Consider the following 25,343-nt stretch of genomic DNA (forward strand, 5'->3'; position numbering starts at 1 on the left):
GTAACGGCGATCTGTCCGTGAGGTAGATCGCAAAGGGCCTATTGGAGTTGCGGGTGGGGTTGGTACGCATGGTCGAATCGGTCGATGCGTACCCCCCATCCCATCGCGGCGCATTCCCACTCCCCTCCGAACCCGTACGAGGATCTCGCCGCCCTCGACGACGGACCCCTTGAGGACTTCCTCCAGGTGGAGGAGCCGGCCGCGGCCGAGGGGGCCGAGCGGGAGGCGGAGTGGGCACCGCCCAACCACCGCCGGGGTTCCCGGGACTCCGGGGCCCGCACCCGCCGTCGCACCCGTAGGCGCCGGCGAAGTCCCTTCACCGGACTGTCCCTTGCCGTCAAGGCCGTCATCGCGGTGCTCGTCCTCGCCGCCTTCCTCGCCCTCGGCGACCGCTGGGCGCTCCTGTACGCCGAGCGCACCGCGGCCGAGAAGGTACGGGACCAGCTGAAGCTCAGCGCGTCCCCCGAGGTCGAGATCGAGGGCTTCCCCTTCGTCACCCAGATCCTCGACCAGCGGCTCGACTCCGTGTCGGTCACCGTCCCGGACGTGGCGGCCGACCGGGTCTCCCTCGCGAAGGTCTCCGCCACCGCGACGGGCGTACGGGTCGACGGCGGACCCACCTCCCTGCGAGGCGTCCGGATCCCGGAGCTGAACGGCGAGGTGCTGCTCTCCTTCGACGACCTGAACCGTGAACTCGGCGCGTCCCAGATGACGTTCACCGGTCACGGCGGCGACGAGGTGCGGGCGCGCGGGGTGCTGCCCGTCGCCGGGCACGACCTGCGGATGCGGGCCGACGCGCGGATCAAGCGCGACGGCGAGCGCGGCATCTCGACCGAGGTCGGCGGAATGCGCCTGGACATCGGCGACCTGGCCACCTTCCGGCCCGGCACCCGCGAGTCCCAGGGCCTGCACCTGACCCGCAAGTCCGCCACGCGCCTGGCGAAGGAGAAGAAGAAGGCCAAGGAGCTCCTGTCGGTGCCGTCGATCGCGAAGCGGATCGGGGTGCCGGACTCCGCGGTCCAGGAGGCGCTGAGCGACGACTCCAAGTTCGAGAAGTTCACCGGCTCCCCGCGGTTCGCCGGCCAGCTGATGAAGGTCAACCTCATCGACCTCGCCGTGGAGAACCCCGAGCTCCTCAAGCGCCTCGGCTTCGACCTGGCCCTCCTCGACGGGCTCTCCCGCCTGACCCGCCCCGCCCTCGTCGACCGCCTCTCCATCGGCTTCCGCCTCCCGAAGCCCCCGAAGGGCGAACTGAGCCTGCGGGACGTGCGCGTGCAGAAGGACGGGATCAGGGTGCGGGTCACCGGGCAGGGACTGGCGATCGGCAAGTAGGCCGCCGGGCAGGCCGCGCGGTAAATAAGTTCCGGGTGAGCGGCGTAATAAAGTCTGTGTGAATTGCGGTTCGGTTCCCGCGAGTTCCTGAAATCTGTCTCAGTCGCAATTAATCGAGGTCTCAGCGGATTTGGCGGTTTTCGCTTCTGCGGTCTCGTAGTGTTTTCCATGTCGAAGCCGAACGGGGCTTACGGCAAACGGAAATACACCGAAGCAGCAGCAGAAGAAAGAGGGACTTCCCATGAGCTTCCACAAGATCACCCCGGTCAAGAAGAACCGCAAGCCCGCCGCCCCGAAGAAGCATGCCGCGAAGCCCGCGCCGAAGCCTGGTGCCAAGAAGCCGCAGCGTCGCCCGGTCGGCAAGAAGTAGCCACTGCCACGAGGCGGGGTCTCCGGATTCGTTCCGGAGACCCCGCCTCGGCCATTTATCGGCTGTTTTTTGCGCGAACCAGGGAACCGGAGAACCGGGTGGCCGGGAACCGGTAGCCGGGGACCAGGGAATCAGGAAAGGAAATGTGACGGCATGCGGGAAGTCCGGGAGGCATTCGCGCGGTTCTGGCCGCTGACGCGCGGCGACCGCAAGTGGCTGCTGCTGATCGTCGCGTGCGTGATTGTGTCGGCACTGGCGGAGACGGCCTCGATCCTGCTCTTCGCGGAGCTGACCGACCACGCGCTGAAAGCCGGTTCGCTCGCCGCCTTCTGGGGGCCGGCCGGAGCCTGGCTCGGTGTCGCCGTGCTCGGCGCGATCGTCGGATACCTGGGGAACTCCCTCGCGGTCTGGACGGCCGAGAGATTCGTACTGCGGCTGCGCGCGAACGTCTTCCGCCATGTCCAGGACCTGCCGCCGCACTTCTTCCAGAAGCACCGGCAGGGCGACCTGGTCGAACGGCTCACGGGTGACGTCGAGGCCATCGAGCAGATGGTCGTGTCGGGGGTCGTGGGAACGGTCTCCGCCATCTTCTCGGCGCTCTTCTACTCCGCCGCCGCTCTCTGGCTCCGCTGGGACCTCGCCCTGGTCACCTTCCTCCTCGCCCCCCTCTTCCTCGTCGCGGCCCGCCGCTTCGCGGGCCGGATCAGGACCGCCGCCCAGGACGAGCGCACCGCCGACGGCGCGATCACCTCGGTCGTCGAGGAGTCACTGGGCAACGTCGTACTCACCCAGGCCTACAACCGCCGCCGCGCCGAGGAGAAGCGCCTCGACCGCGAGGCCAGGGCCTGGCTGCGCGCCAGCGTCCGGGGCGCCCGCGCGAGTGAGCTGTACGAGCAGTTCGTCGAGGTCGTCGAGACGGTGTGCGTGCTCGCGGTCATCGGGCTCGGCGCCTGGGAGATCGCCCAAGGACGCATGTCGCTGGGCCAGTTGCTCGCCTTCGCCGCCTTCCTCGGCTACCTCTACCCGCCGATCCGCGACCTCGGCCAGCTCGGCCTGACAGTGACCGCCGCGACGGCCGGCGCCCAGCGGCTCCAGGAGATCCTGGACGCCGAGCCCGCCGTCACCGACCCCGCCGAACCGGTCCGGCCCTGGCCCGTACGCGGCTGGGTCAGCTTCCACGGCGTCTCCTTCCGCTACCCGGGCGGCGGCGGGGAGCGCGACGCCCTGCACGACGTGACGTTCACCGCGCGACCCGGCGAGTTCGTCCTCGTCACCGGCCCGAGCGGCGCCGGAAAGTCGACGCTCTCCAAGCTCCTGACCCGCTTCTACGACCCCACCGCGGGCGTGATCTGCCTGGACGGCGTCCCGCTCACGGACGTACCGCTGGAGTTCCTGCGCGAGAACGTCGCCCTGCTGCCCCAGGAGACGCTGATCCTGCACGGCACGATCCGCGAGAACATCGGCTGCGCGCGGCCGGGCGCGAGCGAGAAGGAGATCGAACGGGCCGCGCGGGACGCCGACGCCCACGCGTTCATCGACGCGCTGCCGGACGCGTACGACACGGAGATCGCCCCCGGCACGGCCACCCTCTCCGGCGGGCAGCTCCAGCGGGTCGCCCTCGCCCGCGCGATCCTGCGGGCCGCCCCCGTCCTCGTACTCGACGAACCGACCACCGGACTCGACGGGCCCGCCGCCCGCCGGGTCGTACAGCCGCTGCGGCGCCTGGTCTCCGGCCGCACGACCGTCATGATCACCCACGATCTGACCCTCGCCCCCGACGCCGACCGGATCCTGGTCGTGGACGGCGGCCGGCTGGTGGAGGAGGGCACGCACGAGGAGTTGATGGCGCGGGGTGGGGTGTACGCGGGGCTCGCGGGGCCGATGCCGACGGGACTCGGCGTGGGCGTGGATGCGGAGACGACCATGAGGCTGTTGCCGCAGCCGGTCCTTTGAGGGCGGGCCGGGTTGGCGGGGCGCCGGCTGGGGAGCGGCTCGTGGCTCGCACTCCCCAGCCGGACGGGTGTCGACCGGCCTGACGTGGGGCGTCAGGCGGTCGGGTTCCAGGTGCCCAGCCAGCCCGCGACCTCCTGGCCGGTGGCCTGGGAGTCGGTCAGCTGCGGGCGGTCACTGGTCGCGGCGCCCGAACCGGGGCCGGTGTTCTTGTACTCCGCGAAGCGATCGTTCTTCCAGGAGAAGCCGCCCATGTCCGACCACGGGGTCGACTTGACCGCGGCGCTGAGCGTGGAGTTGCGGACCGTGGTCTGCGGACGAAGGGTCGCGTCGCCGCCCGCGTGCCAGTTGCGGCCGAGGAAGAAGCTCCCGGCGGACACGTCACCGTTGACGACCGAGCGGTTGATGAGGATGCCCTTGCGGTCGGCCGTGGTGCTGGGCGCGGTGATGTACCCCGCCGACGTGCCGTCCCAGCGCTTCTTCAGGGTGATGACGGACTGGTCGATCACGGAGGTCGCGCGGCCGAAGACGAAGTCGACGTTGCCGCTGACGTAGGAGTTGGTGACGTAGACCCGGCCGAGCCTGTCCTTGGCCGCGGTGTCCAGGAGCAGGGTGTCCTGGTCGCCGTCGACGATGATCCCGTCGAGGAGGACCTGGTCGGCGGCCGTCCGCAGCGCCACGGCCTGGTGGCCGCTCAGGCTCTGGTTCCTCGCCTCGTCGAAGTCGTTGTTGATGGTCAGGTTGCGGGCCTGGAAGTCGTCGGCCTCGACGGCGACGGTCGCGCTGCCGCTCGTGCCGTACGTCCCGCCGCCGGGCTTCGCCGTACCGGCCGCGTTGTTGAAGACGATGACCGTGTCCTTGCGGCTGGCGCCCGCGCCCTGAATGGTCACGTGCGGCTTGTTCGCCGGGACCTTGACCGTCTCGCGGTACGTGCCCGGCTTGACCGAGATCACCACGCGGGAGGGGTTGTTCGCGGGGACGGCGTCGACGGCGGCCTGGACGGTCGCGAACTGGCCCGAGCCGTCCTTGGCCACGGTGAGGGTGGCGGCCGCTGCCTTGGTGCTCGATGTGGTGGCCGTGCCGATCGTCGTACGCGGTCCCGTGCCGGCCGTGAGCAGCGCGGGCACGTCCGCCGTCCTGTCCAGCGTGTAGCCGTAGAACGACTTGGGGTCGAAGGCGGTGCCGCCGCTCTCGTTGCGGCCGCTGGTGCCGGAGAAGGTGTTGCCGCGCTGGACGATGGCGGCCGTGGCGTCCTTGGTGACCGGGTTGTTCATGCCCTGGAAGTAGCTGTTCTCCAGGACCATCTTCGTGCTGCCGCGCGAGTAGTTGCCGTAGGACGACTTGATGGTGGTGCCCGGGTCGTCCTGGAGGTAGTTGTTGTAGAGGTGCGCGTGGGCCGCGTTGTCCGTGGACGGGTTGCGCTGCTCGGTCTCGCGGAACCAGTTGTGGTGGATCGTGATGTCGGTGACGAGGTTCTCGGTCCAGCCGATGCCGAAGGTCTTGTTGTTGTCGCTGAACCTGTTCCAGGACACCGTCACGTTGGTGCTGTCCTTGCGGACGTCGATGAGCCCGTCGGCCATGTGGCGCAGGTCGTTGTGGTCGATCCACACGTGGTGGGCGCCGTCCATCTGGACCGCGTCGAAGTCGTGGTCCTTGTCGTTCCAGACGCCCTGGTAGGAGTCACGGATCGTCAGGTTCCGGATGATCACGTTGTGCACGCCGGTGCCGAGGAAGAAGCCGCCGCCGACGATCTGCCCGGACGTGCCCTGGCCCACGATGGTCTTGTCGGACCTGACCTTGATCTCCTTGCCGACCGGGTTCATGGTGATCGCCGCGGCCACGACGATGACGTACGGCTCCTCGGCGGTCGCGTACTTCTCCAGGTCGGCGAGGGTCTTCACGGTGACGGTCTGGCCGCCCCGGCCGCCGTAAGTGCCGTTCTGGCCCAGCGAGTTGACGGAGGCGAAGCCGTCGGCGGTGTCGGCGGCCCAGGCCGGTGCGGCGGCGGCTGCGGCGGCTGTTGTGGCACTGATGGCGCTGCCGGCGTTCGTGGCGGCGGACGCCGTCTGCTGGGCGCCCTCGCCGAAGACGCCGAGACCTGTGCCGTACGTCGTGGTCATGGCGGCGGTCAGGGCCAGTGGGATGCCGACCGTCAGTGCGGTCCTCCTTCTGCGGTGGCGGGGTCCGGCAGTCGCCTTGCCGCGGGGCTCACTCATGCGGCGTACCTTCCGTGCGGGGGGTGGGGGAGTCGGATCGCTGGTGAGTCGCCGCCCCGCACGGAAAGGTTGCCGGGTTCCCGCCTACTTGGCGCAGGTCTTCGGGTCCAGCTTCTCCTCCATCTTGTCCTCGCGGCCGTCGGGCTGGCCGTTCGGGAGGAGCTTGTCGGAGGTGCCGTCGATGTAGTAGCCGTACGAATAGATGGTCTGGTAGCCCCGGTCGCGCCAACTGTGCACGGTCTTACGGCCGTTGCCCTTGTTCCACTGGTAGTCCTCGACGTAGAAGACCGGGTTCACCCGGACCACGCGCTGGTACGGCGTCCACATCACGGCGACCTGGGTGCACGGCGGGATCGTCTTCTCGCTGCGGCGCTCGAAGGACGAGCTCTTCTCCCAGCCCCACTCGTAGGTGAAGCTGCCGCCCGCGGTGCCCGAGAAGATGCTCTTCGCGGCGGAGAGGCTGATCGAGGCGCCGACGCTCTTCTTGGCGAACGTCTTCGTGCCGTAGCTGCTGACGAAGGTCTCCTTGTCGTCCTTCGACCCGCGGTTGCCGATCCACGGCGAGGTACGGACGGCGGCTCCCTTGGTGGACCAGGTCGAGGCCTGCGCGTACCCGCACCAGCCGCGGAAGAGTTCCCACGGCCCGGCGGGCTCCCACAGCCCGAAGACGTCCCGCAGGTACTCGTCGTGGGTCTTGAACTCGCCGGTGTCGACGTTGAGGGCGCCGTAGACGCCCGTCAGGCTCGTCTCCTGGTTGCAGAGCCGCTCGATCATCGAGTCGGTGTCGCCGGGGTCGACGCCGCGGATGTTCGTGGCACCGCCCGGCCCGGCCGCCTGGGCGGGCCCGGCGACGGTCATCAGACCGGACACGGCGAGCGCGGTGGACGCTGCCACCAGGGCGCTCTTCTTGAGGGCCGACTTGAGTACGGATCGCACGCTGAGCTCTCCTCCGGAGGACGGAACCCGGCGGCGGAGAGGGGGGAGCGACGCCACCGGTGGTCGACAAGAAGCGAACCCGGAGAACGTCACGGGGACGTCGCGGCTGGATCAGAGATGCCTCAGAAAATCCGCGAGGCCCGTAGGGCGCAAGGGGCGCCGCGCCTACACCGGCACGGTGAGCGTGGCCGTGTACCCCTTCTCCACGCTGCCCTTCGTCGTCGCCAGCTGCTGGTCGTAGCCGTCGCTGAAGATGCCGTCGGTCTCCAGGGAGAGCTGGCTCATGTTCTGGACACTGCGGTCGTAGCCGTCCGACGCGTACACGGTGTCGCACACGTCCTTGGCGAAGGCGAGCTGCGAAGTGGCCGTGATGGACGTGGCGTTGGTCGCGTCCTCCAGGCTGCCGTACACCTCGAAGTGGATGTGGGGCCAGCGGCCGGTGTAGCAGGCGGGGAAGATGCTGGTGAACGTGACCTGCCCCTTGGCGTCGGTCTCCTGGACGCCGCGCAGGTAGTTCTCCTCGGTGACGCCCTCGGAGTAGAGGGAGTAGTTGCCGTCCCGGTCGCAGTGCCACAGGTAGACGGCGGCGCCCTCCTTGGGCGTACCGCAGCCGGAGGCGGCATCGACGACGGTGAGGGTGACGGTCAGCGGCACCCCTTCCGCCTTGCCGCTCGCCGACCCGAAGCTGGAGGTGATGTCCTTGCGGACGACACCGCTCTCCTTCAGGACGTTCACCCCGTTGGAACCGTCACCGGGGTACGGGCCGGCCGTTTCACTCGGGATGGTCTCGCACTCGGCGCTCCCGGAGGAGGCGGCGGACGAGGACGAACCGGCCGAGGAGGACGACGAGGAGGCCGAGCTGTCGGAGTCGTCGCTGCTGCATCCCACCAGCGGCACCAGGCCGACACCGGCCAGCAGCCGGATCATCTTCCGCCGCTGAAGCGTGGGCAGGTCGAAGGAGAGACCCCTGTCGTGGTCGTGCAGTTCTTCACTCATGGCTGCTCTCCCTGTGCCTGTACTTGTGCCTGCGTCGTGCCTGTACTTGTGCCTGCGTCTGTCCACGGCGGCTTCCGCGCCCGTGCTACTCGCTGCTTGAAAGTGACAGTAGGCGCATTGTCTGTGGGGCATCCATGGGGCGGCTGTTCGTCGGCTGAGGGGTGAACCGGAAAGCTGAGACCCGCGATGTGCTCCCGGGATGCTCCCGTGCGCCCGCCTCCGCGGCCGGTACATGACCGCCCGGCCCGTCGTTCACCTTTCGGACGGCGGGTCGGGGACACGGGGGTCGGGGCATGCGGGTGCCACTGCGGGAGGCACGGGTACAACGACGGGTCGGGCTGGGCATGGCCGCCGCGGCGCTGCTCGCGCTGGCCGTCGCGCTGGCCCGCGGCGACGGTCCCGACGGGACGTCGATGTGGATCTCCGCCGTCTCGGCGGTCGTCTCGGTCTGCGCCTTCCTGGCCGACCTGCTGCGCGAGCCGGCGGACACCGGCACCGGTACCGACCGACGGCAGCGGGCGGCCGACGAACTCGCCGAGGCGGTACGGGCCCAATGGATGGCGGAAGCCCGGCTGCGCCGGTTGCAGGACCCGGAGCCGCTGAACGTCCACTGGTCCAGGGTCGGTCCGCCGCTCGCCGACCACGGCCACAACATCCGGCCCGGGGCCGTGCTGCCGGAGCCGCGCGACGGCGATCAGCGGCTCGACCGGATCGTCGAGACGTTCCGCGCGCTGCCCTCGGGGCGGCTGGTCGTGCTGGGCGAGCCGGGCGCGGGGAAGACCGTCCTCGCCGTGCGGTTCGTGCTCGGGGCGCTCGACGCCCGGGAGCCGGGCGCCCCGGTGCCGGTGCTGTTCCCCCTGGCGGGCTGGGATCCCGGGTCCGTCGGCCTGCGCGACTGGCTGGCCGAGCGGCTGGCCGCGGAGTACCCACCACTGGCCGCTGTCGCGGGGCGGCACACGATGGCTCGCGAACTGCTGGACGCCGGGCTCCTGTTGCCCGTACTCGACGGGTTCGACGAGCTTCCCGACCCGGCGCACGAGGTGGCGCTGCGGCGCCTCAACGCCGAACTCGACGAACGGCTGCCCGTCCTGCTCACCTGCCGTACCGAGGTCTGGGCCCGAGCCATGCGCGCCGGTGACGTGCTGACCGCCGCCGAGGTCGTACGGCTGCGACCGCTGGACCTCGCCACCGCGCGCCGCTATCTGGAGAGCACCGCGCGACCGGACGGCGGCGGCTCCACCCCCTGGACGCCGGTCCTGCGGGACCCACCCCCGCCCCTGGCCGAGATCCTGGGTTCACCGCTGATGGTGGCGCTGGCCCGCACGGTGTACGGGGACGCCTCCCGTGACCCGGCCGAGCTCGCGCGCTTTCGCACGGCCGGACACATCGAGGAACACCTGCTGGACGCTTTCGTCCCGGCCGCCTTCGGCGGGGCCGACGGCCGCTGGAGTCCGGACTCGGCGCACCGCTGGCTCCGCCTCCTCGCCCGCGACCCCGGTGCCGCCTCCACCGGCCGGCTCGCCTGGTGGGAGTTTCCGGCGGCGATGCCCCGGGCGCTGCGCGTGATCGGTCCCGCCGTACTGGCGCTGGCCGCCTCGGCCGCGCTGCTGGTGCCGCTGGCCGAGTACGGGCCCGGAGTGGTCGCCAACTGGGACAGCCGGCCGTCGACCGTCCTCAACTACGCGGGCATTCTGCTGGGTCTGTGCTTCGGACTCGCCCGGATGCTGCCTCCCACGGCACAAGCCCCGCACGGGCCACGGCAGTTGGCGCGGATGGCCCTGAGGATGGCCGGCGCCGCCACGGTCGTCGCGGTGGCCATGGGCCTGCTCGTCCCGCCCCTGGTCGGTTCCCGGCTCGGAGCCGTGCTCACACCGAGACCCGCCTGGTTCCTCAACGGCTGCTGTTTCGGGCTGGTTCTGTCGATGATGTTCGGCGTCGCCGGTCTGCCCCGGCGCCCCCTCCCGCTGGGCCTGCCGTGGGCGGGCAGTCCGGGAGGTCCACGGGCCGTGCGCGCCCTGGGAGCCCTCGTCTTCTTCGTCGGTCTCGCGATCTTCGGCTACGCGAGGGAGGCGGTCCCCGCCGCCACCTGTCTCGCGGCCGGGCTGCTGCTCTTCCTGGCCGGGCTGCGGCGCGGGGAGCGCACGGCCGCTCCGTACACAGGCCCGGCCGCCGTACTGCGCGGCTTCAGGAGGGGGCTGCTCCGGGGATTCGTCGCCTGCACGCTCATCGGTGTCTGCGTGGGCGCGCTCGTCGGCTGCGTCACCGGTGCCTTCGCCGCGTACCGGATCGACTCGGCCGCCCCGCGCGTGACCGGTGAGGTGATCGAAGGCTGGCGGCTCCAGGAGACGGACGAGGGTGCTCGCTCGGTCCGCTCGACCGTGCCGGAGGAGTTCCTGCTGGTGGGGCGTACGGGACTCGACGAGCCGTTCGTCGTGAAGAGGGGCGCCCGGATCTCCCGGGACGACGAGGTCGGGGAATTCACGGGGACGGTACAGATCGAGGAGAAGCGGGACCAGTGGGTCATCGTCTGGAAGGGCGGCGGCGACTGGAAGGGCAGAGCCGTCGACGCCCACAACCTGGTGGTCGCCCTGCCGTACGAGGCCGAGGTCTGGCTCGTACACCGACCGGTCGGGGCCGTCGTCCTGGACGCGGTGGTGCCCTTCGTGGCCTTCGGCGTGCTCATCGGTGCCATCGGCGGTTGCGCCTCGGGGGTCTACCGCGCCCTGAACACCCCGTCCGACACCATGCGCGCGGCCGGCCCGCGCAGCACCCTGCGCACCGACCGCGACGCCACTCTCGCGAGGAGCGCGATCGCCGCCCTCCTCGCGGGCGGGGTCTGCCTGGCGCTGATCTCGGCGATGCCACCCGGCGGCACGCTGGGCACGATGCACACCGAGGTGTGGGTCCAGGTCGGTACGTCCTCGCTCGCGCTGAGCGCCTGGGGCCGACTCGGCACGGCCAGGATCTGGCTGGCCCTGACGGGGCGGGCGCCTTGGCGGTTGATGGGGTTCCTCGACGAGGCCCACCGCCGGGGAGTACTGCGCCAGTCGGGCGCGCACTACGAGTTCCGCCACCTGCGCCTCCAGCAGAGCCTCGCGGGGGCCCCGCCGGTGGGCGAGCCCGCGAACCGGAGCGGCCCGCGCAGCGGCGAGGCCTTCGTCGCGGGCGTCATCAGCGCGGCCACGTTGCTCCGCCCCCGCTCCACAGTCGTTCCGCCCGACCGGTCGACGAGGGACGAGCTCCTGCACGACGCGTACAACCGACTCGGCCCACCGCCCACGGGAGGCACCCGATGAGCGAGCCCACGCCCTCTCCGGCTCCCTCTCCCACAGCCCCTCCCGGGCCGGAAGCGACCCCGGAGATCAGGAGCAGCTGGCGCGACCTTCCCGTCGAGCAGCAGATCGACTCCTGGGAGACGGCCGTCCCGGGAAGCGCGGAGCGGATGCTGCGCCAGGTCGAGGCGGACTACGAACACCGCCGCTGGCTGGACCGGGTGGAGGTCCGCTTCCGGATGTTCGGCGCGGTGCTGGGAGGCACGGGCATCACCGGCGTCTTCTGGCTCACGAAACACCTGGTGGACCATGACGCCCCGGCCTTCGCGGCGGGCGTCTTCGGCGCGAGCGTGGCCGCGTTCGCGGGGCTGGTACTCAGAGCCGACCGGAGGCGGGGGCCGTGAGGTGGGTGTGGACACCGCCGGGTGACGTGGGAGGGAAACCTGGACGGAAGAGTGTGCGGTCCGGCCACGGTGATGTCATGGCGGAGATCACGACCACAGACCCCTTTGCGGCTGAGCGGCTCACCGCCGATCGACCACGTGAGGGATCTCAACCGCCGTGCGGCAGAAACCGACGACTTCGCCGAGGCCCAGGCACTCCTCGAAGAGGTGTCGAAGGTCCGCTATCGGACTCGCGGACGTTCATCAGGGGCGTTCTGGAGGAGCACCGGTCATGAAGTACACCCCTGACCTCAGCACCGCTGCCTGGCGCAAGTCGAGCTACAGCGACGGGGGAGACAACGACTGCGTCGAGGTCGCCGACGGCTACCCCGGCCTCGTACCCGTCCGCGACAGCAAGATCCCGCAGGGCCCCGCCCTGGTCTTCGGGGCGGAGCCCTGGGCCCTCTTTCTCCGGAACGTCAGTCGGGGATCAAGCGCCAAAGTGAAGTGACTTCGGCGGCTCGGGCGCGGTGGAGTGGGTCCGTGGTGTCCCGGGCCCGGGGGTGGTGGGGGGTCGTGTCGAGGCGGGCCGATACGCGTAGGCCCGCCGTGGTGATGGCGGTCAGTAGGGACTCGCGTGTTCTCAGGCCCAGGTGTTCCGCCAGGTCGGACAGGATGAGCCAGCCCTCGCCTCCTGGGTTGAGGTGGGCGGCCAGGCCGTGCAGGAAGCCGTGGAGCATCGTGCCGTCCGGGTCGTAGACGCCCTGTTCGACGGTCGAGGTCGGACGGGCGGGGAGCCAGGGCGGATTGCAGACCACCAGGTCGGCGCGGCCCTCGGGGTAGAGGGCGGGGCCGGTGACCTCGATGCGGCCGACGAGGCCCAGCCGGTCGGCGTTCTCGTGGGCGCAGGCCAGAGCGCGCGGGCTGATGTCGGTCGCCACGACGTGGGTGAGGCCCCGGCGGGCCAGTACGGCGGCCAGCACCCCCGTTCCCGTACCGAGGTCGAATGCCCGGGCCCTACCGGAGGCGGATGGCAGCGGTGCCTGTGCCACCAGGTCGACGTACTCGCCCCTCACCGGCGAGAACACGCCGTAGTGGGGGTGGATGCGGATGCCCTCCCCGAGGGCCGGTACCTCCACACCCTTCTCGCGCCACTGGTGTGCCCCGATGACACCCAGCAACTCCGTGAGGGAGACCGCCCGGCCGCCCCGCGGTGGGCCGTACGCCTCGGTGCACGCCCGGCGTACGTCGGGCGCCCGGCGCAGGGTCAGGGAGTGGTCGTCCTCCAGCAGGACCAGGAGTTTGCCCAGTACGCGGGCGCGGTGGCCGCGGGCCCGGCGGTGCAGGTGGAAGGACTCGGCCGGGGTGGCGTCGGGCCGGGTGGGGTTCGACTTCCGGTCGATTCGGCGGCCCATCGCCTGGAGCAGCTGGCGCGCGTTGTGGAAGTCGCCCTGCCACAGCAACGCCGTTCCCTCACAGGCCAGTTGGTAGGCCGTACCGGCTTTCGTCCGGTCGTCGGCGACCACGACCCGGCGGGGAGGCGGTGCGCAGCTCTCCGAGTGCCAGTGCGCGGATCGGGTGGATCGGGCAGGTCGGGCAGGCTGCGCGGGGCGGGCGGATTGGTCTTCGGACCAGTTGATCGTGGGCGTCGCAGACACGACGTACTCCTCGTGTTCGAACGTGCGGTGGGCACGAAGAGCACTTCGACGAGGAGCGGGGAAGTGGGGAAGCCGCCGTGCGTGGCAGACGGCCCGTCTCGCGTTGTCGCGCGGTACGACGGGCTCGTGGGTCGGGCAGGAAGGGGGCTACCGCTCCCGCGTCGAAGCGCGGGAGGAGAAGTCGCCGAGGACCAGACCTGGAACCATGCCGGGCATCGCGGTCAGCCTTTCGGAGAGATGATGCCCGGAGACTCGCACGGGCATCGCCTCGCGGGCAAACCCGGCCCCACCTTCCCTGTGACGCAGCTCACGGGAAGGCGGCCCCTCCCGCCGTACAGCTCATAGAGGTGACCACTCATATGCGAACCCGGATACGGGCCGGGGATTCGAGCGCCTTCGCCGAACTCTTCGACGCGTACGCCCGTGCGGTCTACAACCACGCGTTCCGGCTGACCGCGGACTGGTCGACGGCCGAGGACGTGATGGCCGCGACCTTCATGGAGGCGTGGAAGCTGCGCGACAGGGTCGACCCGGAGGGCGGCTCGTTGCGGCCCTGGCTGCTGGGCATCGCCACGAACACCGCGCGCAACCAGTACCGCAGCAACCGGCGCTACCGCCGAGCCGCGAACGCCGCCGCCGCGGCCGAGCTCTCCGTGCCCGACCACGCCGAGGAGGTCGCCGACCGTGTCGACGACCGGCACCGTCTCGCCACGGCCCTCACCGCGCTCGCGAGCCTGCGCAGACCGGAGCGCGAGGTCATCACGCTCTGCCTGGGGGAGGGCCTGGACTACGAGGCCGCCGCGGAGGCGCTCGGCATCCCCGTCGGAACGGTCGCCTCCCGCCTCTCCCGCGCCCGCAAAAAGCTGCGTTCGATCGCCGAGGCCCAGCTCGCCATGCCTCAACTCGCCGTGGAACAAGGGGCGTTGGGCCGTACTGCCTCCGACATCGCGTTCAAGAAAGTTCGCGAGAAACGGGAAGGCACCCGCCCCGTACGACAGACAAGAGGCGATCACGTAAATGCGATCCGGCCCGCACAGGAAGGAAACCGATGAACGCGAACACGTCCCGGCAGCACCCTGCCGAGTGGGACCAGGACGCACAGCTCCTGTCCCAGACGGCGCGTGACCTGCCGACGGGCCGTCACCAGTTCCACAAGGAGCGTCTGATGGCCCAGATCCACGAGCAGGCCCAGCAAGTCCAGCGGGAAGAGCGCACAGCGACGGCGACGGCCCCTCAGAAGGCGCGGCGATTCCGGCTGCCGCGCCCCGCGATCACGCTGCCCGCGATGGCGGCCGCCCTGTCCGCGGTGGTCATCGCCGGAGTGGTAACGGTCGGCGGCGACGGCAGCGGGGTACGGGACAGTGGTGTCGCCACCGGACCGGCCCTGACCACCGACGTCGGTACCGCGTCCACGAAGGGCGTGCCCCAGCTGCTCGACCAGATCTCCCTGGCGGCGGCCGAGGGCGACCATCCGACCGTCAAGCCCGGCCAGTACATCTACATCGAGTCCGTGCTGGCCGACACCTTCGTGAAGACCGTCAACGACAAGTCCAGCCTGGCCAGCCACGAACTGCACCGCCGGCAGATCTGGGAGTCCCCGGACGGCGTCAAGGGCTGGCTGATCGACCCCGCCGTCAACGACGGCCCCGAGGGCGAGACCCTGAGCCTGCCCGACGAGCAGGGCAACACCCCGAAGGCGCATCTGGGCAGCCCGTCGTTCGACTACCTGACCAAGCTGACCACCGACCCGGACGCACTCCTTGCCAAGATCTACAAGGAGACCAAGGGCCAGGGGAACACCCCCGACCAGCAGGCCTTCACCACCATCGGTGACCTCCTCGCCGAGAGCTACCCGCCCGCCGAGCTCTACCCGGCGCTGTTCGAGGCCGCCGCCAAGATCCCGGGTGTCGTCGTCGTCGACGACGCGGTGGACGCGGCCGGCCGGCACGGGGTGGCGGTGGCCCGGCTGGACGAGACCAGCGGGCAGCGCGAGGAGTGGATCTTCGACAAGAAGACCCATGTCTACCTCGGTGCGCGCAATGTCCAGGTGGAGCCGATCAAGGAAGAGGGCATCCTGATCAAGTCCGGCACGGTGAACTTCACCATGGCCGTCAAGAACCGTGCCGTGGTCGACGGAATGAAGCAGACCCCGTCCCAGGCGGGCTGAGACCGGCCCTCGGGAAAGGGCCGTCTCAGTCCAGCGCGGGCGGCGGTGTCGGGGCGCCGGGCAACCGGATCGTCGCCACCGTGCCGCCGCCCTCGGCCGGGCTCAACGCCACGTCGCCGCCCGCCTGTTGGACCGTACGGGCCACGATGGACAGGCCCAGGCCCGAGCCGGGGAGTGCCCTTGCGCTGGGAGAGCGCCAGAAGCGGTCGAAGACGTGCGGGAGTTCGTCGGCGGGGATGCCCGGGCCGTGGTCCCGTACGGTCAGTTCGCCGTCCTTGAGGGTGACGTCGACCGCGCCGCCCTCGGGGCTGAACTTCACCGCGTTGTCGAGGATGTTCACGATGGCCCGCTCCAGCGCGGAGGGCTCCGCCCGTACGAACCAGGGGTCCACGTTCGCCGTGATCGTCAGCTCCGGGCCGCGCAGACGGGCCCTGCGCAGGGCCGCCTCCACGGTGTCCTGCAACGACACCACCTGCACGCGGTCCGCCGGCGTCCCCGCGTCCGACCGCGACAGCGTCTGCAAGTCCCCGATCAGCGCGGCCAGTTCGGTCATCTGAGCCTTCACGGAGGCCAGCAGCGCCTTACGGTCCGCCTCGGGGATGGGCCGCCCCGTCTCCTCACTCCGGGTGAGCAACTCGATGTTCGTACGGAGGGAGGTGAGGGGGGTACGCAGTTCGTGACCGGCGTCGGCGATGAGTTGTTGTTGCAGTTCGCGGGAGTTCGCCAGCGCGGACGTCATCGAGTTGAAGGAGCGGGAGAGACGGGCGACCTCGTCCTCGCTGTCCTCGTCCACCGGGATGCGGATGCCCAAGTCCTCTGTGCGGGCCACGTGTTCGACGGCCTCGGTGAGCTTGTCGACCGGCCGCAGGCCCGCACGGGCGACCGCGAGACCGGCCGCGCCGGCGCCGAGGACTCCGATGCCGGAGACGAGGAGCAGGATCAGAGCCAGGTCGTTGAGGGTGCTCTGGGTGCTCTTGAGGGGCACGCCGATGAGGAGCGCCGTGTCGGCGTACAGCTGCGGCCGGCTCGGGCCCTGAGTGACGGTCAGAGGGACCGTCAGGATGCGTACGGCGTTCCCGTCGGTGTCGGTTCCGTTTCGGAAGATCCCGTTTTTGTCGTCCGCGTTCTTGATCACGTCCGTGTCGTCGCTGGTGACCTTGACCGTGCCTTCGGAGTTCACCGAGACGCAGGGCGTTCCGTCCGCCTTGACCAGTTGCAGGTAGTAGGTGTCCCGGGCGCCGAAGTCCTCATTCTTCGGCAGCGGTGTCTGGGCGCAGTTCTCGAGTGCGGTAACGACCTGTGAGTACGGCTGAGGCGTGGAAGCCGCTTGCAGGTCGTCGTCGACCTGGTCGTACAGCTTCCCCTGGACGATGAACCAGCACGTCACAGAAACGGCCGCCACCGCGAACGCCACCGCCGCCGCAACCAGAAGCGACAACCGGGTCCGGATCGGGAGGGAGGTGAACCGGCGTACTACGCGCTTCACTCCGCCCCACCCGACCGCAACACATACCCCACACCCCGCACCGTGTGCACAAGCCGCGGCTCGCCGCCTGCCTCGGTCTTCCTGCGGAGGTACATCACGTACACATCAAGGGAGTTGGAGCTCGGCTCGAAGTCGAAGCCCCACACCGCCTTCAGGATCTGCTCGCGGGTGAGGACCTGGCGCGGATGGGCGAGGAACATCTCCAGCAGGGTGAACTCCGTGCGGGTCAGCTCGACCGGCCGGCCACTCCGCGTGACCTCGCGCGTCGCGAGGTCCATGCGGAGGTCGCCGAAGGTGAGCGCGTCGTCCGCCGGGGCGCCGACCGCCGCGGCCGCGTAGGAGCTGCGGCGCAGCAACGCCCGTACGCGGGCGAAGAGTTCGTCGAGTTCGAAGGGCTTGACCAGATAGTCGTCGGCGCCGGCGTCGAGGCCGGTGACGCGGTCGCCGACCGTGTCGCGGGCCGTCAGCATGAGGATCGGCGTCATGGTGCCCGCGCCGCGCATCCGGCGGGCGGCGGTCAGGCCGTCCATCCGCGGCATCTGGATGTCGAGGACGACCAGGTCGGGCTGGTACACCGTGGACTTCTCCAGGGCGTCCGCGCCGTCGACGGCGACCTCCGTGTCGTAACCCTCGAAGGCGAGGCTGCGCTGGAGTGCTTCGCGCACGGCCGGCTCGTCGTCGACGATCAGGATGCGCTGGGGTTCACGGTCGCCTTCGGCGGGGCTCATCGCGGTCAGTTCCTCGGGTGCGGTGGGACGTGGTCGGGGCGCTTTCAGCCTCGCACGTTCAGAGCTGTTCAGGGCTGCTCAGGGCTGTTCTTGTCACGCCTGCCGGGCCAGTGAGCCCGGCAGGGATCAGCCTCGTACGGTACGGCCGGCCCGGGCGCCGGCACCCCGGCGGGCGCCGCGCGGAGCGGCAGCGGGGGCCACCTCGGGCGCGCGGGGCGCCGGCGCGTGGAGCTCGTACGCCACTTCGAGGGCCAGGGCGAAGGCGGCCGGGTCGGCGCCCGCGAGGGTGTGGGAGACGTTCCTGATCTTCATGACGAACTCCGGGTGGCTCGGTGCGAAGGGGGTGAGTCGGAGGGAGAGGAGGGGGTCGTGGGCGGCGGACCGCGTCAGCTGTCGGAGCCGCCGGCCCGCAGGGTGTCCAGGTCGGCCTTGACGGTGTTGATCGGGATGGCGAAGCCGAGGCCCACGCTGCCGGCGCTCGACGAGGTGGCGTCCGCGGCGGAGTACATCGCGGAGTTGATGCCGATGATGTTGCCGTTCATGTCGATCAGCGCGCCGCCGGAGTTGCCCGGGTTGAGGGACGCGTCGGTCTGGAGGGCCTTGTACGTGGTCGTGGACGAGCCGGTGTCGCCGTTGAACTCCTGGCCGCCGAACTCGAACGGCCACTGACCGCTGCCGCCGCCCTGCTGTTGCTGCTGCTGGCCCTGGCTCTCGTCCGTGGAGACGGTGACGTCACGGTTGAGCGCGGAGACGATGCCGCTGGTGACCGTGCCGGTCAGGCCTTCGGGGGAGCCGATCGCCACGACCTGGTCGCCGACCTTGACGCCCGCGGAGTCGCCGAGCGTCGCGACGGTCAGACCGGACGGCGCGTTCTCCAGCTTGATCAGCGCGAGGTCCTTCTTGCTGTCGGTGCCGACGACCTTCGCGGTGTACGACTTGCCGTTGCTCAGCTGCACCTTGATCTCGGAGGCGCCCGAGACCACGTGGTTGTTGGTGATGATCTCGCCGCCGCTGGTGATGATCACGCCGGAACCGGTGGACTGGCCGGCGTTCGAGGTGGCGCTGATCTCGACGATGCTCGGGCTGACCGCCTTGGCGACCCCGGCGACGGTGCCCTTCTCGCTGGTGGGCACGACGCTGGTGCTGGTGCTGCTGGACGCCACCGTGTCGCTGCCGGTCAGCTCCTGGAAGGCGTACGCGGTACCGCCGCCCACGGCCGCGGCGGCTATCGCCACGGCGGCCAGCAGCGCCAGCGGACCCTTGGCGCGCTTGCGGGGAGCGGCGGGAGCGGGAGAGACGGGCTCGGTGAGAAGAGCCGTGGGAGCGGCGCCCTGCTGCGCCGGCTCGTACGCCGGCGGGGGCGGCCACTCCGGGTTCACGGAGGAGGCGGAGGGGGTGGAGTAGTCGGAGGAGGAGCTCGCGGGGTGCGCGGAGGCGTACGGCTGCTGGGGGTACGCGGACTGCTGCGCGTCGCCCTGCGTGTACGCGGACTGGTGCTGGTCGCCCTGGGGGTACTCGCCGCTGCGGCGGAAGCTCTCGGTCATGACTCAGACTCTGAACCCCGACCATGAGAGCTCCCTGAGTGCTCCCTGAGAAGCCCGACAGAACCGCGTATGCCCGATATAAAGGCGCCCAGGGCCCGATATGAAGCCGATCGGGGCCCGTTGAGCCCGGTGAAACAGGGGGTTGCCGCACGGTGATGTGCGGGAAGCGGCGGACGAATACTTGTCGGACCCCTGTGGAGAACGTGTGCAACGGGAAACGAGGGGCGCAATCTTGGTGGGTTCACGACACACCACCACCTCAGGAGCCCTGAGTGATACGTGCCCTGCGCGACCGTTGGAGACGCCCCGCCACGGCGTTCCCCGCGGCCGCTCTCACGCTGGCGCTGAGTTGCGCCGGCGTCCTCGCGGCCCAGCCCGCGACCGCGGCGGACGACCCCACCGGGGGTCTGCCCGACGCGAACCTCTCGCAGCCCGCGAAGCCGGCCGCCTCCGCCAAGGAGCTGCGCGACCGGATCGTCGAGGCCGCGAAGGCCACCGGCGAGACCCCGGACGAGGCCTCGCCCAGCAAGTCACCGTTCATCATCGGCGGGGGTGAGACCACCATCGCCAGTGCCCCGTGGATGGTCCAGCTCGGTTACTCCGACCCGGCCACCGGCAACGGCTACTTCTGCGGCGGCACCCTCGTCGCCCCGAACAAGGTCCTCACGGCCGCCCACTGCGTCGCGGGCCTCGACTGGGTGAGCAACGGCGCCGTCCTGGCCGGCACCACCGACCTCGACGACTACGCCACCGGCACCCCCGCGGGCGTCTACCGCCAGTGGACCCACCCCCGCTACAACGAGGCCACCGCCCAGAACGACATCGCGGTGCTCACCCTGGACCGCCCGCTGGAGCAGCAGTGGCTGCGGCTGGCCGCGTCCGACGACAGCGCGCTCTACAAGGCCGGCACCGCGGCCACCGTCTACGGCTGGGGCCTGACCTCCGGCGCCGAGGACGCCACCCTCTCGACGAAGCTGAAGAAGGCGAGCCTGCCGCTGGTCGCCGACTCGACCTGCAACAGCGCCATGCAGGCGGTCCTCGGCGACGACGAGTTCATCGAGGGCTCGATGACCTGCGCGGGCACCCCCGCGACCGGCGCCGACGAGGGCACCAACAGCCCCTGCAACGGCGACTCCGGCGGCCCCCTGGTCGTCGGCAACAAGATCGTCGGCATCGTCTCCTGGGGCGTCGCGGGCTGCACCGGCAAGGGCGCCTACCCGGTCTTCACCAAGGTCAGCTCCTACACCTGGGCGGCCCAGCCGCGCGTCGACGACACCGACCTGACGTACGACGGCCGCGCCGACCTGCTGGCCCGCACGCCCTCGGGCGGCCTCTTCCAGCAGGACAGCAAGGGCACCTCGCTGGCCCAGCGCGCCTACCAGGGCAACGGCTGGCAGACCGCCACCTGGGTCCTCCAGGCCGACCTGGACCGGGACTTCTACCAGGACCTGATCGTCCGCGACAAGACCGACGGCAAGCTGTACCGCAGCTACATGGACCACGCCGTCGGCGACTGGACCTGGATGCAGATCAGTTCGGTCTGGGGCGGCTACAAGTCGTACGCGATCCCCGGCGACATGACGGGCGACGCCCGCCCGGACCTGCTCGCGGTCGACGCCGACGGCTCGGTCTACCTCTACCCGGGACGCGGCAACGGCGAGTTCTACGGCAAGGTCAAGGTCGTCAGCGGCTCCTGGAAGAACGTGAAGATCTTCGGCCACGGCGACCTCTCCGGCGACGGCAAGCCCGACCTCCTCGTCCGCTCCACGGACGGCACCCTCTGGCTCTACCGCGGCACCGGCAAGGAGAAGACCCCCTGGTCGGCCCGCATCAAGGCCCGTACCGGCTGGAACTTCACCTCGTACGTCTCCAACGGCGACGTGACGGGCGACGGCGTGGCCGACATCATGGCCCGCGACTCGGGCGGCACGCTCTGGCTCTACCGGGGCACCAACAAGGCGTCCAGCGACCTCTTCGCCACCCGCACCAGCCTGGGAACGGGCTTCAACCAGTACAACTTGCTGTTCTAGAAGCCCTGTTCTGGAAGTACCTGCTCCAGGAGTCTCTGTCCTGGACGTCCAAGAGCACGCGGCCGGTCCTCGCAACGCGCGGGGGCCGGCCGCTGCCTTTCGCGGCGGCGTCCAGAGCCGTGGTCACCGAGCGCAGGGCCTGTCGCCTCCGATCACCTGATCGCCTTCGATCGCCGTCGATCAGCCCCGATACCGCTGTGCCACCGCCGCGAAGGCGGCCTTGGGTTCCCATTCCATGTCGGGGTACGTCTGCCCCCGGCGCCCTTCGAGGAGTTTGACGATGCCCAGGCCGGCCCGGTCGAGGTCGTCCCTGGGGTCGCCGTCGGGGCGGTGCGGGTAGCCGGGCAGGGCGAACAGGAACACGAACGCGCTGTCCACGCCCTCGGTGTCGAAGATCTCCAGCAGTTCGCTCAGATACGCGGCCTGGCCGGCCTCGTCCCGCTCGTACACACCGTTCAGCCGTACAGGGGCCTTGGTCTCCGGATCGTGCTCGACCACTTCGAGCACCCGCCCGCCCCGGTCTCCCGCGCCGCGGTAGGCAGCGGTGCCGAACCCGGTGATGGCGAGCGGCTTCGGTCCCCGGGCCAGGGTGCGCACCGCCTCCCGGAAGTGGTCGGCGACCTCGGCGGAGCGGATCAGCTCGTACGTCACAAAGTCGAAAGGTGTCCAGTCGACCTGCTCGAACTGGATGGACGAGTAGGTGAGTTGGCCCTGGAAGCGCTCGCGGACCGTGGCCGCGGCGTCGCGGAGGAACGCGTTGATGCGCACGCCGATGTCGCGCATCGCTTCGGCCCGGAGCTCGGGCCGGCTCAGCAGCTGCTCGACCCGCTCCTCGGGGTTCTCTCCGGGCAGGAACCCGCGGCTCATCACGCTCAGCTCGACTCCCGTGACGAACACGACCGTGGCCCCCTGCCGCCGGAGCCGTTCCGCCCGCTCGGCGCAGTCGCGGAAGAGCGTGAGCATCTGCTCCGGGTCCAACTCCAGCGGATAGGGCGAGAACCAGACCTCCAGTCCGAGCTCGGCGGCGGCGCCGGCGGCCAGCTCCAGCCGGTCCGGGTCACCGCCGATGATCTGGACCGCGTTGCAGTGCAGGTCGTCGCGGATGATGGCGAGCTCGCGCCGGACCACCGCGGGGTCGAAGTGCTCGCGCGATATCCGGCCGTGCACGACGAATCCGGTGTCGTAGGTCATGCCTCTGGCCCGCATGGTGAAGCCCTCTCTGTCGGCCCCGGTCGATCCCGGTCGGGTCCGCCGGTCTCGGTGGGTCGAGGCTGACAGAGAAAAGTGCGTGTACGCAAGTTTGCGTGCACGCACTTTTACATGGAACCGTGTGGAACACTGACACCGTGACGACGACACCACCACCGGGGCTGCGCGAGCGGAAGAAGCAGGCCACGCGCGAGGCGCTGCGCGAGGCGGCCCTGCGCCTGGCCGTGGAGCGGGGTCCGGACCAGGTGCGGGTCGAGGACATCGCAGAGGCGGCCGGGGTCTCGCCGCGCACCTACAACAACTACTTCGCCAGCCGCGAGCAGGCGATCGTCGCCGCCGTCACCGCGGACCGGGAGGCACGGATCGCGGCGGCGGTCGCGGCCCGGCCCGCAGAGGTGCGCCTGGCCGACGCCGTCACCGAGGCAGTGGTCGAGCAGTACACGAACACCGGTGAGCGCGAACAACAGGCGCTGCTGCTGATCATCACGCGGCCCGCACTGCGCGACGCGTTCCTCGACACCACCGCCGGCATCGAGCCCCCACTCACAGCGGTGATCGCCGAACGCCTGGGCAACACCGGAGCACACACAGCCCGCGTCCTCGGGGCAAGCGTGGCCGCGGCAGTCCGCATCGCCCTGGAAGCCTGGCTCCACCCAACCGGAAACGCGAACCCCGACACCTTCGGCCCCGGAGGCGGCCTGGTCATCCCCTCCGGCTCCCTCCCCGACCAACTCCGCACAGCACTCTCCCCACTGGCCCCCGCACTGGACGCCGCCGAACACCACACCGACCCGTCTTAGGGGTGCGAGGCACGGCGCACTCCTCAGGGGCGCGGGGAACTGCGCAATCTTTTTGGGGCGCGAGGAACTGCGCAGCCTTCAGGGCGCGGGGAACGTCACGGTCTTCAGGGGCGCGGGGAACAGCGCGGTCTTTTTGGGGGCGCGGGGAACGGCGCAATCTTTTAGGGGCGCGAGGAACTGCGCGACCAGCCACGACACACCCGCAGCCAACCACCAACCACCAGCGGAGCTACCCGCAGCCGCAAGACCGTCGCACAACCAACTGCGACGGAAACAACTTCAACCGCTCCCGCCGAGCGCCAGCGACCCGCAGCCCGTCATCAAGCACAAGATCCACCGCAGCCCGAGCCATCGCAGACCGATCGCTCGCGATCGTGGTCAGCGGCGGATCGGTCAACGCCGCTTCCTTGATGTCGTCGAACCCGGCGACAGCCAACTCCCCCGGCACATCGATCCGAAGCTCACGCGCGGCCCGCAACAGCCCGACCGCCTGGTCGTCCGTGGAACAGAAGATCGCCGGCGGCCGATCCGGCCCGGCCAGCAGCTCGAGCCCCACCTTGTACGCGTCGTACCGGTTGTAGAGCGCCTCGAAGAGGCGACCCTCCGTCGAGCGCCCGGCCTCGTGCATCGCACGCCGCCAGCCCTCCACGTGGTCGGAGACGGGGTCACCGACGGTGGGGGTCTCCGCGACACCGCCCAGACAGGCGACGTACTCGTACCCGTGCTCAAGGAGATGACGCGTGGCGAGCTGGGCGCCGCCCACGTCGTCCGTGACGACGGCGACGTCGTCGATGGCCTCGGGCCGCTCGTGCAGCAGCACCACCCGGGCGTCCCACGCCTCGATCTCGGCGGCGGCCAGATCGTTCAGCGCGTGGCTGACGAGGATGAGCCCCGAGACCCGCATTCCGAGAAAGGCCCGCAGATAGTGGACCTCGCGCTCGCCGACATAGTCGGAATTACCGACGAGCACCATTTTCCCGCGCTCGGACGCGGCCTGTTCGACCGCATGCGCCATCTCCCCGAAGAAAGGCTGGCGCGCGTCCGGCACGATCAGGCCTATGAGGTCCGTACGCCGCGACGCCATGGCCTGGGCAACCCGGTCGGGCCGATACCCCAGCTCCTTGATCGCGGCGAGGACACGCTCGCGCGTGGCCGGGGCAACCGGCCGGGGTCCGTTGTTGATGACGTAACTGACGACGGCAGTCGACGTCCCTGCCAGTCGCGCTACGTCATCCCGAGTCACCTTGGCCACGCGCGGAGTCTACGCGGATGGACCTACCTCTGTGCAGGTCGTACGGGCTCCTGTGCCTCCACCGTGACCTCGGCACTCTCGGTGGCGTCGAGGTGTGCCGACTCGTCCGCATCCTCCGGCTTCGGCTGGGCCGCCTTGGCCTTCGCCTCGTCCGTCGCACGGTCCGTCGCGCGGTCGGCCTTCTCCGGCGTGACGAAGCGGTAGCCGACGTTGCGGACGGTCCCGATCAGCGACTCGTGCTCGGGCCCGAGCTTCGCCCGCAGCCGTCGTACGTGGACGTCGACGGTCCGCGTGCCACCGAAGTAGTCGTAGCCCCAGACCTCCTGGAGGAGCTGGGCGCGGGTGAAGACCCGGCCGGGGTGCTGCGCCAGGTACTTCAGGAGCTCGAACTCCTTGAAGGTCAGGTCGAGGACCCGGCCCTTGAGCTTGGCGGAGTACGTCGCCTCGTCGACCGACAGGTCGCCGTTGCGGATCTCCATCGGGGAGTCGTCGTTGACGATCTGCTGGCGGCCCATGGCCAGCCGCAGCCGTGCCTCGACCTCCGCCGGACCTGCGGTGTCGAGCAGGACGTCGTCGATGCCCCAGTCGGCGGTGACGGCCGCGAGACCGCCCTCCGTGACGACGAGGATGAGCGGACAGCCGGGCCCGGTGGACCTCAGCAGCTGGCAGAGGCTGCGGACCTGAGGCAGGTCGCGGCGCCCGTCGATCAGGATGACGTCGGCACCAGGGGTGTCGACGAGAGCGGGGCCCTCCGCCGGAGCCACGCGCACGTTGTGCAGCAGCAGGCCGAGGGCGGGAAGCACCTCCGTCGACGGCTGGAGAGCATTGGTAAGGAGCAGCAGAGAACTCATCGCACCCCACCTGCCTGGGTCGTCACACGGTCTTGCACGGTTTGCTTGCCCATAACGTCGGTTCCTCCTCGGTCCCTGCGAGGACGTTTGCGGCACTGCTTCGTACTTCTCGCGGCTCCCGCGCCCCTGGGCGCCGCAATTGCGCTCTGACATCGCACTTCCT

21 protein-coding genes are annotated in these 25,343 nt (G+C 70.3%); 10 read left to right on the plus strand and 11 right to left on the minus strand.

Annotated elements, in window-relative coordinates; translation table 11 throughout:
* Positions 1-84: 84 nt before the first annotated feature.
* The 3 genes from ACN20J_RS26990 to ACN20J_RS27000 all read left to right on the plus strand — a co-directional run bounded on the left by ACN20J_RS26990 (position 85) and on the right by ACN20J_RS27000 (position 3,655).
* The gene (locus ACN20J_RS26990) at positions 85-1,332 is read left to right on the plus strand and encodes a DUF2993 domain-containing protein (protein WP_419666985.1); all 1,248 of its coding nucleotides are present in this window, start codon (positions 85-87) and stop codon (positions 1,330-1,332) included.
* Positions 1,333-1,573: 241 nt separating this feature from the next.
* Positions 1,574-1,702 (plus strand): hypothetical protein, encoded by a 129-nt coding sequence (locus ACN20J_RS26995; RefSeq protein WP_257678082.1) that lies wholly within the window; start codon positions 1,574-1,576, stop codon positions 1,700-1,702.
* Between the two features lie 153 nt (positions 1,703-1,855).
* Positions 1,856-3,655: an ABC transporter ATP-binding protein gene (locus ACN20J_RS27000; protein ID WP_419666986.1), complete on the plus strand. Its 1,800-nt coding sequence runs from the start codon at positions 1,856-1,858 to the stop codon at positions 3,653-3,655.
* 92 nt (positions 3,656-3,747) lie between these two features.
* Here ACN20J_RS27000 and ACN20J_RS27005 read toward each other — a convergent pair whose 3' ends face one another.
* The 3 genes from ACN20J_RS27005 to ACN20J_RS27015 form a co-directional block, all read right to left on the minus strand.
* Positions 3,748-5,868: a pectinesterase family protein gene (locus ACN20J_RS27005; protein WP_419666987.1), complete on the minus strand. Its 2,121-nt coding sequence runs from the start codon at positions 5,866-5,868 to the stop codon at positions 3,748-3,750.
* Positions 5,869-5,952: 84 nt separating this feature from the next.
* On the minus strand, positions 5,953-6,804 hold the full coding sequence (locus ACN20J_RS27010) for a hypothetical protein (protein WP_361920807.1): 852 nt from the start codon (positions 6,802-6,804) through the stop codon (positions 5,953-5,955).
* 165 nt (positions 6,805-6,969) lie between these two features.
* Entirely contained in the window at positions 6,970-7,800 is an 831-nt protein-coding gene (locus tag ACN20J_RS27015; RefSeq protein WP_419666988.1) for an intradiol ring-cleavage dioxygenase, read from the minus strand.
* Positions 7,801-8,093: 293 nt separating this feature from the next.
* Here ACN20J_RS27015 and ACN20J_RS27020 point away from each other — a divergent pair, with 293 nt between their 5' ends.
* The 3 genes from ACN20J_RS27020 to ACN20J_RS27030 all read left to right on the plus strand — a co-directional run bounded on the left by ACN20J_RS27020 (position 8,094) and on the right by ACN20J_RS27030 (position 11,966).
* Positions 8,094-11,096, plus strand: a complete 3,003-nt coding sequence (locus ACN20J_RS27020) for an NACHT domain-containing protein (RefSeq protein ID WP_419666989.1) — start codon at positions 8,094-8,096, stop codon at positions 11,094-11,096.
* The gene (locus ACN20J_RS27025) at positions 11,093-11,476 is read left to right on the plus strand and encodes a hypothetical protein (RefSeq protein ID WP_190228875.1); all 384 of its coding nucleotides are present in this window, start codon (positions 11,093-11,095) and stop codon (positions 11,474-11,476) included. Before ACN20J_RS27020 ends, ACN20J_RS27025 begins: the two co-directional genes overlap by 4 nt.
* A gap of 271 nt (positions 11,477-11,747) precedes the next feature.
* On the plus strand, positions 11,748-11,966 hold the full coding sequence (locus ACN20J_RS27030; RefSeq protein WP_190228876.1) for a DUF397 domain-containing protein: 219 nt from the start codon (positions 11,748-11,750) through the stop codon (positions 11,964-11,966).
* Here ACN20J_RS27030 and ACN20J_RS27035 read toward each other — a convergent pair.
* Entirely contained in the window at positions 11,935-13,113 is a 1,179-nt protein-coding gene (locus tag ACN20J_RS27035) for a methyltransferase (protein ID WP_372505585.1), read from the minus strand. The genes ACN20J_RS27030 and ACN20J_RS27035 overlap by 32 nt on opposite strands.
* Before the next feature lie 359 nt (positions 13,114-13,472).
* Between ACN20J_RS27035 and ACN20J_RS27040 the strand changes: the two genes are divergently transcribed.
* Together ACN20J_RS27040 and ACN20J_RS27045 are read left to right on the plus strand one after the other, a co-directional pair.
* Positions 13,473-14,165: an RNA polymerase sigma factor gene (locus ACN20J_RS27040; RefSeq protein WP_190228877.1), complete on the plus strand. Its 693-nt coding sequence runs from the start codon at positions 13,473-13,475 to the stop codon at positions 14,163-14,165.
* Positions 14,162-15,280, plus strand: coding sequence for a CU044_5270 family protein (locus tag ACN20J_RS27045; protein WP_190228878.1), 1,119 nt, complete (start codon positions 14,162-14,164; stop codon positions 15,278-15,280). Before ACN20J_RS27040 ends, ACN20J_RS27045 begins: the two co-directional genes overlap by 4 nt.
* Before the next feature lie 25 nt (positions 15,281-15,305).
* On the opposite strand, the gene ACN20J_RS27050 is transcribed toward ACN20J_RS27045, so the two are convergent.
* From ACN20J_RS27050 to ACN20J_RS27065, 4 genes are all read right to left on the minus strand, one after another.
* The gene (locus tag ACN20J_RS27050) at positions 15,306-16,766 is read right to left on the minus strand and encodes a sensor histidine kinase (protein WP_419666990.1); all 1,461 of its coding nucleotides are present in this window, start codon (positions 16,764-16,766) and stop codon (positions 15,306-15,308) included.
* Complete coding sequence (locus ACN20J_RS27055; protein ID WP_189836736.1) at positions 16,763-17,494, minus strand: response regulator transcription factor; 732 nt, start codon at positions 17,492-17,494, stop codon at positions 16,763-16,765. Before ACN20J_RS27055 ends, ACN20J_RS27050 begins: the two co-directional genes overlap by 4 nt.
* A 126-nt stretch (positions 17,495-17,620) precedes the next feature.
* A complete protein-coding gene (locus tag ACN20J_RS27060) occupies positions 17,621-17,806 on the minus strand; it encodes a hypothetical protein (protein WP_189836737.1) in 186 nt (61 codons plus the stop codon).
* A 74-nt stretch (positions 17,807-17,880) separates the two neighbouring features.
* A complete protein-coding gene (locus tag ACN20J_RS27065; RefSeq protein WP_361893115.1) occupies positions 17,881-19,038 on the minus strand; it encodes a S1C family serine protease in 1,158 nt (385 codons plus the stop codon).
* A 272-nt stretch (positions 19,039-19,310) separates the two neighbouring features.
* Between ACN20J_RS27065 and ACN20J_RS27070 the strand changes: the two genes are divergently transcribed.
* Entirely contained in the window at positions 19,311-21,068 is a 1,758-nt protein-coding gene (locus ACN20J_RS27070) for a trypsin-like serine protease (protein ID WP_419666991.1), read from the plus strand.
* Between the two features lie 180 nt (positions 21,069-21,248).
* Here ACN20J_RS27070 and ACN20J_RS27075 read toward each other — a convergent pair whose 3' ends face one another.
* Positions 21,249-22,259, minus strand: a complete 1,011-nt coding sequence (locus tag ACN20J_RS27075) for a hypothetical protein (protein WP_190229175.1) — start codon at positions 22,257-22,259, stop codon at positions 21,249-21,251.
* Positions 22,260-22,414: 155 nt separating this feature from the next.
* Between ACN20J_RS27075 and ACN20J_RS27080 the strand changes: the two genes are divergently transcribed.
* The gene (locus ACN20J_RS27080) at positions 22,415-23,077 is read left to right on the plus strand and encodes a TetR/AcrR family transcriptional regulator (protein WP_190228882.1); all 663 of its coding nucleotides are present in this window, start codon (positions 22,415-22,417) and stop codon (positions 23,075-23,077) included.
* A 229-nt stretch (positions 23,078-23,306) separates the two neighbouring features.
* Here the strand turns inward: ACN20J_RS27080 and ACN20J_RS27085 are convergent, their stop codons facing one another.
* Positions 23,307-24,329 carry a LacI family DNA-binding transcriptional regulator gene (locus ACN20J_RS27085; protein WP_055614665.1) on the minus strand — a complete coding sequence of 341 codons (1,023 nt, stop codon included), beginning with the start codon at positions 24,327-24,329 and terminating at the stop codon, positions 23,307-23,309.
* 23 nt (positions 24,330-24,352) lie between these two features.
* The gene (locus tag ACN20J_RS27090) at positions 24,353-25,180 is read right to left on the minus strand and encodes a winged helix-turn-helix transcriptional regulator (protein WP_189836741.1); all 828 of its coding nucleotides are present in this window, start codon (positions 25,178-25,180) and stop codon (positions 24,353-24,355) included.
* Between the last annotated feature and the right edge of the window lie 163 nt (positions 25,181-25,343).

The organism is Streptomyces sp. 2-1, from assembly GCF_048564895.1.
GTDB classification, from domain to species: Bacteria; Actinomycetota; Actinomycetes; order Streptomycetales; family Streptomycetaceae; genus Streptomyces; species Streptomyces phaeochromogenes.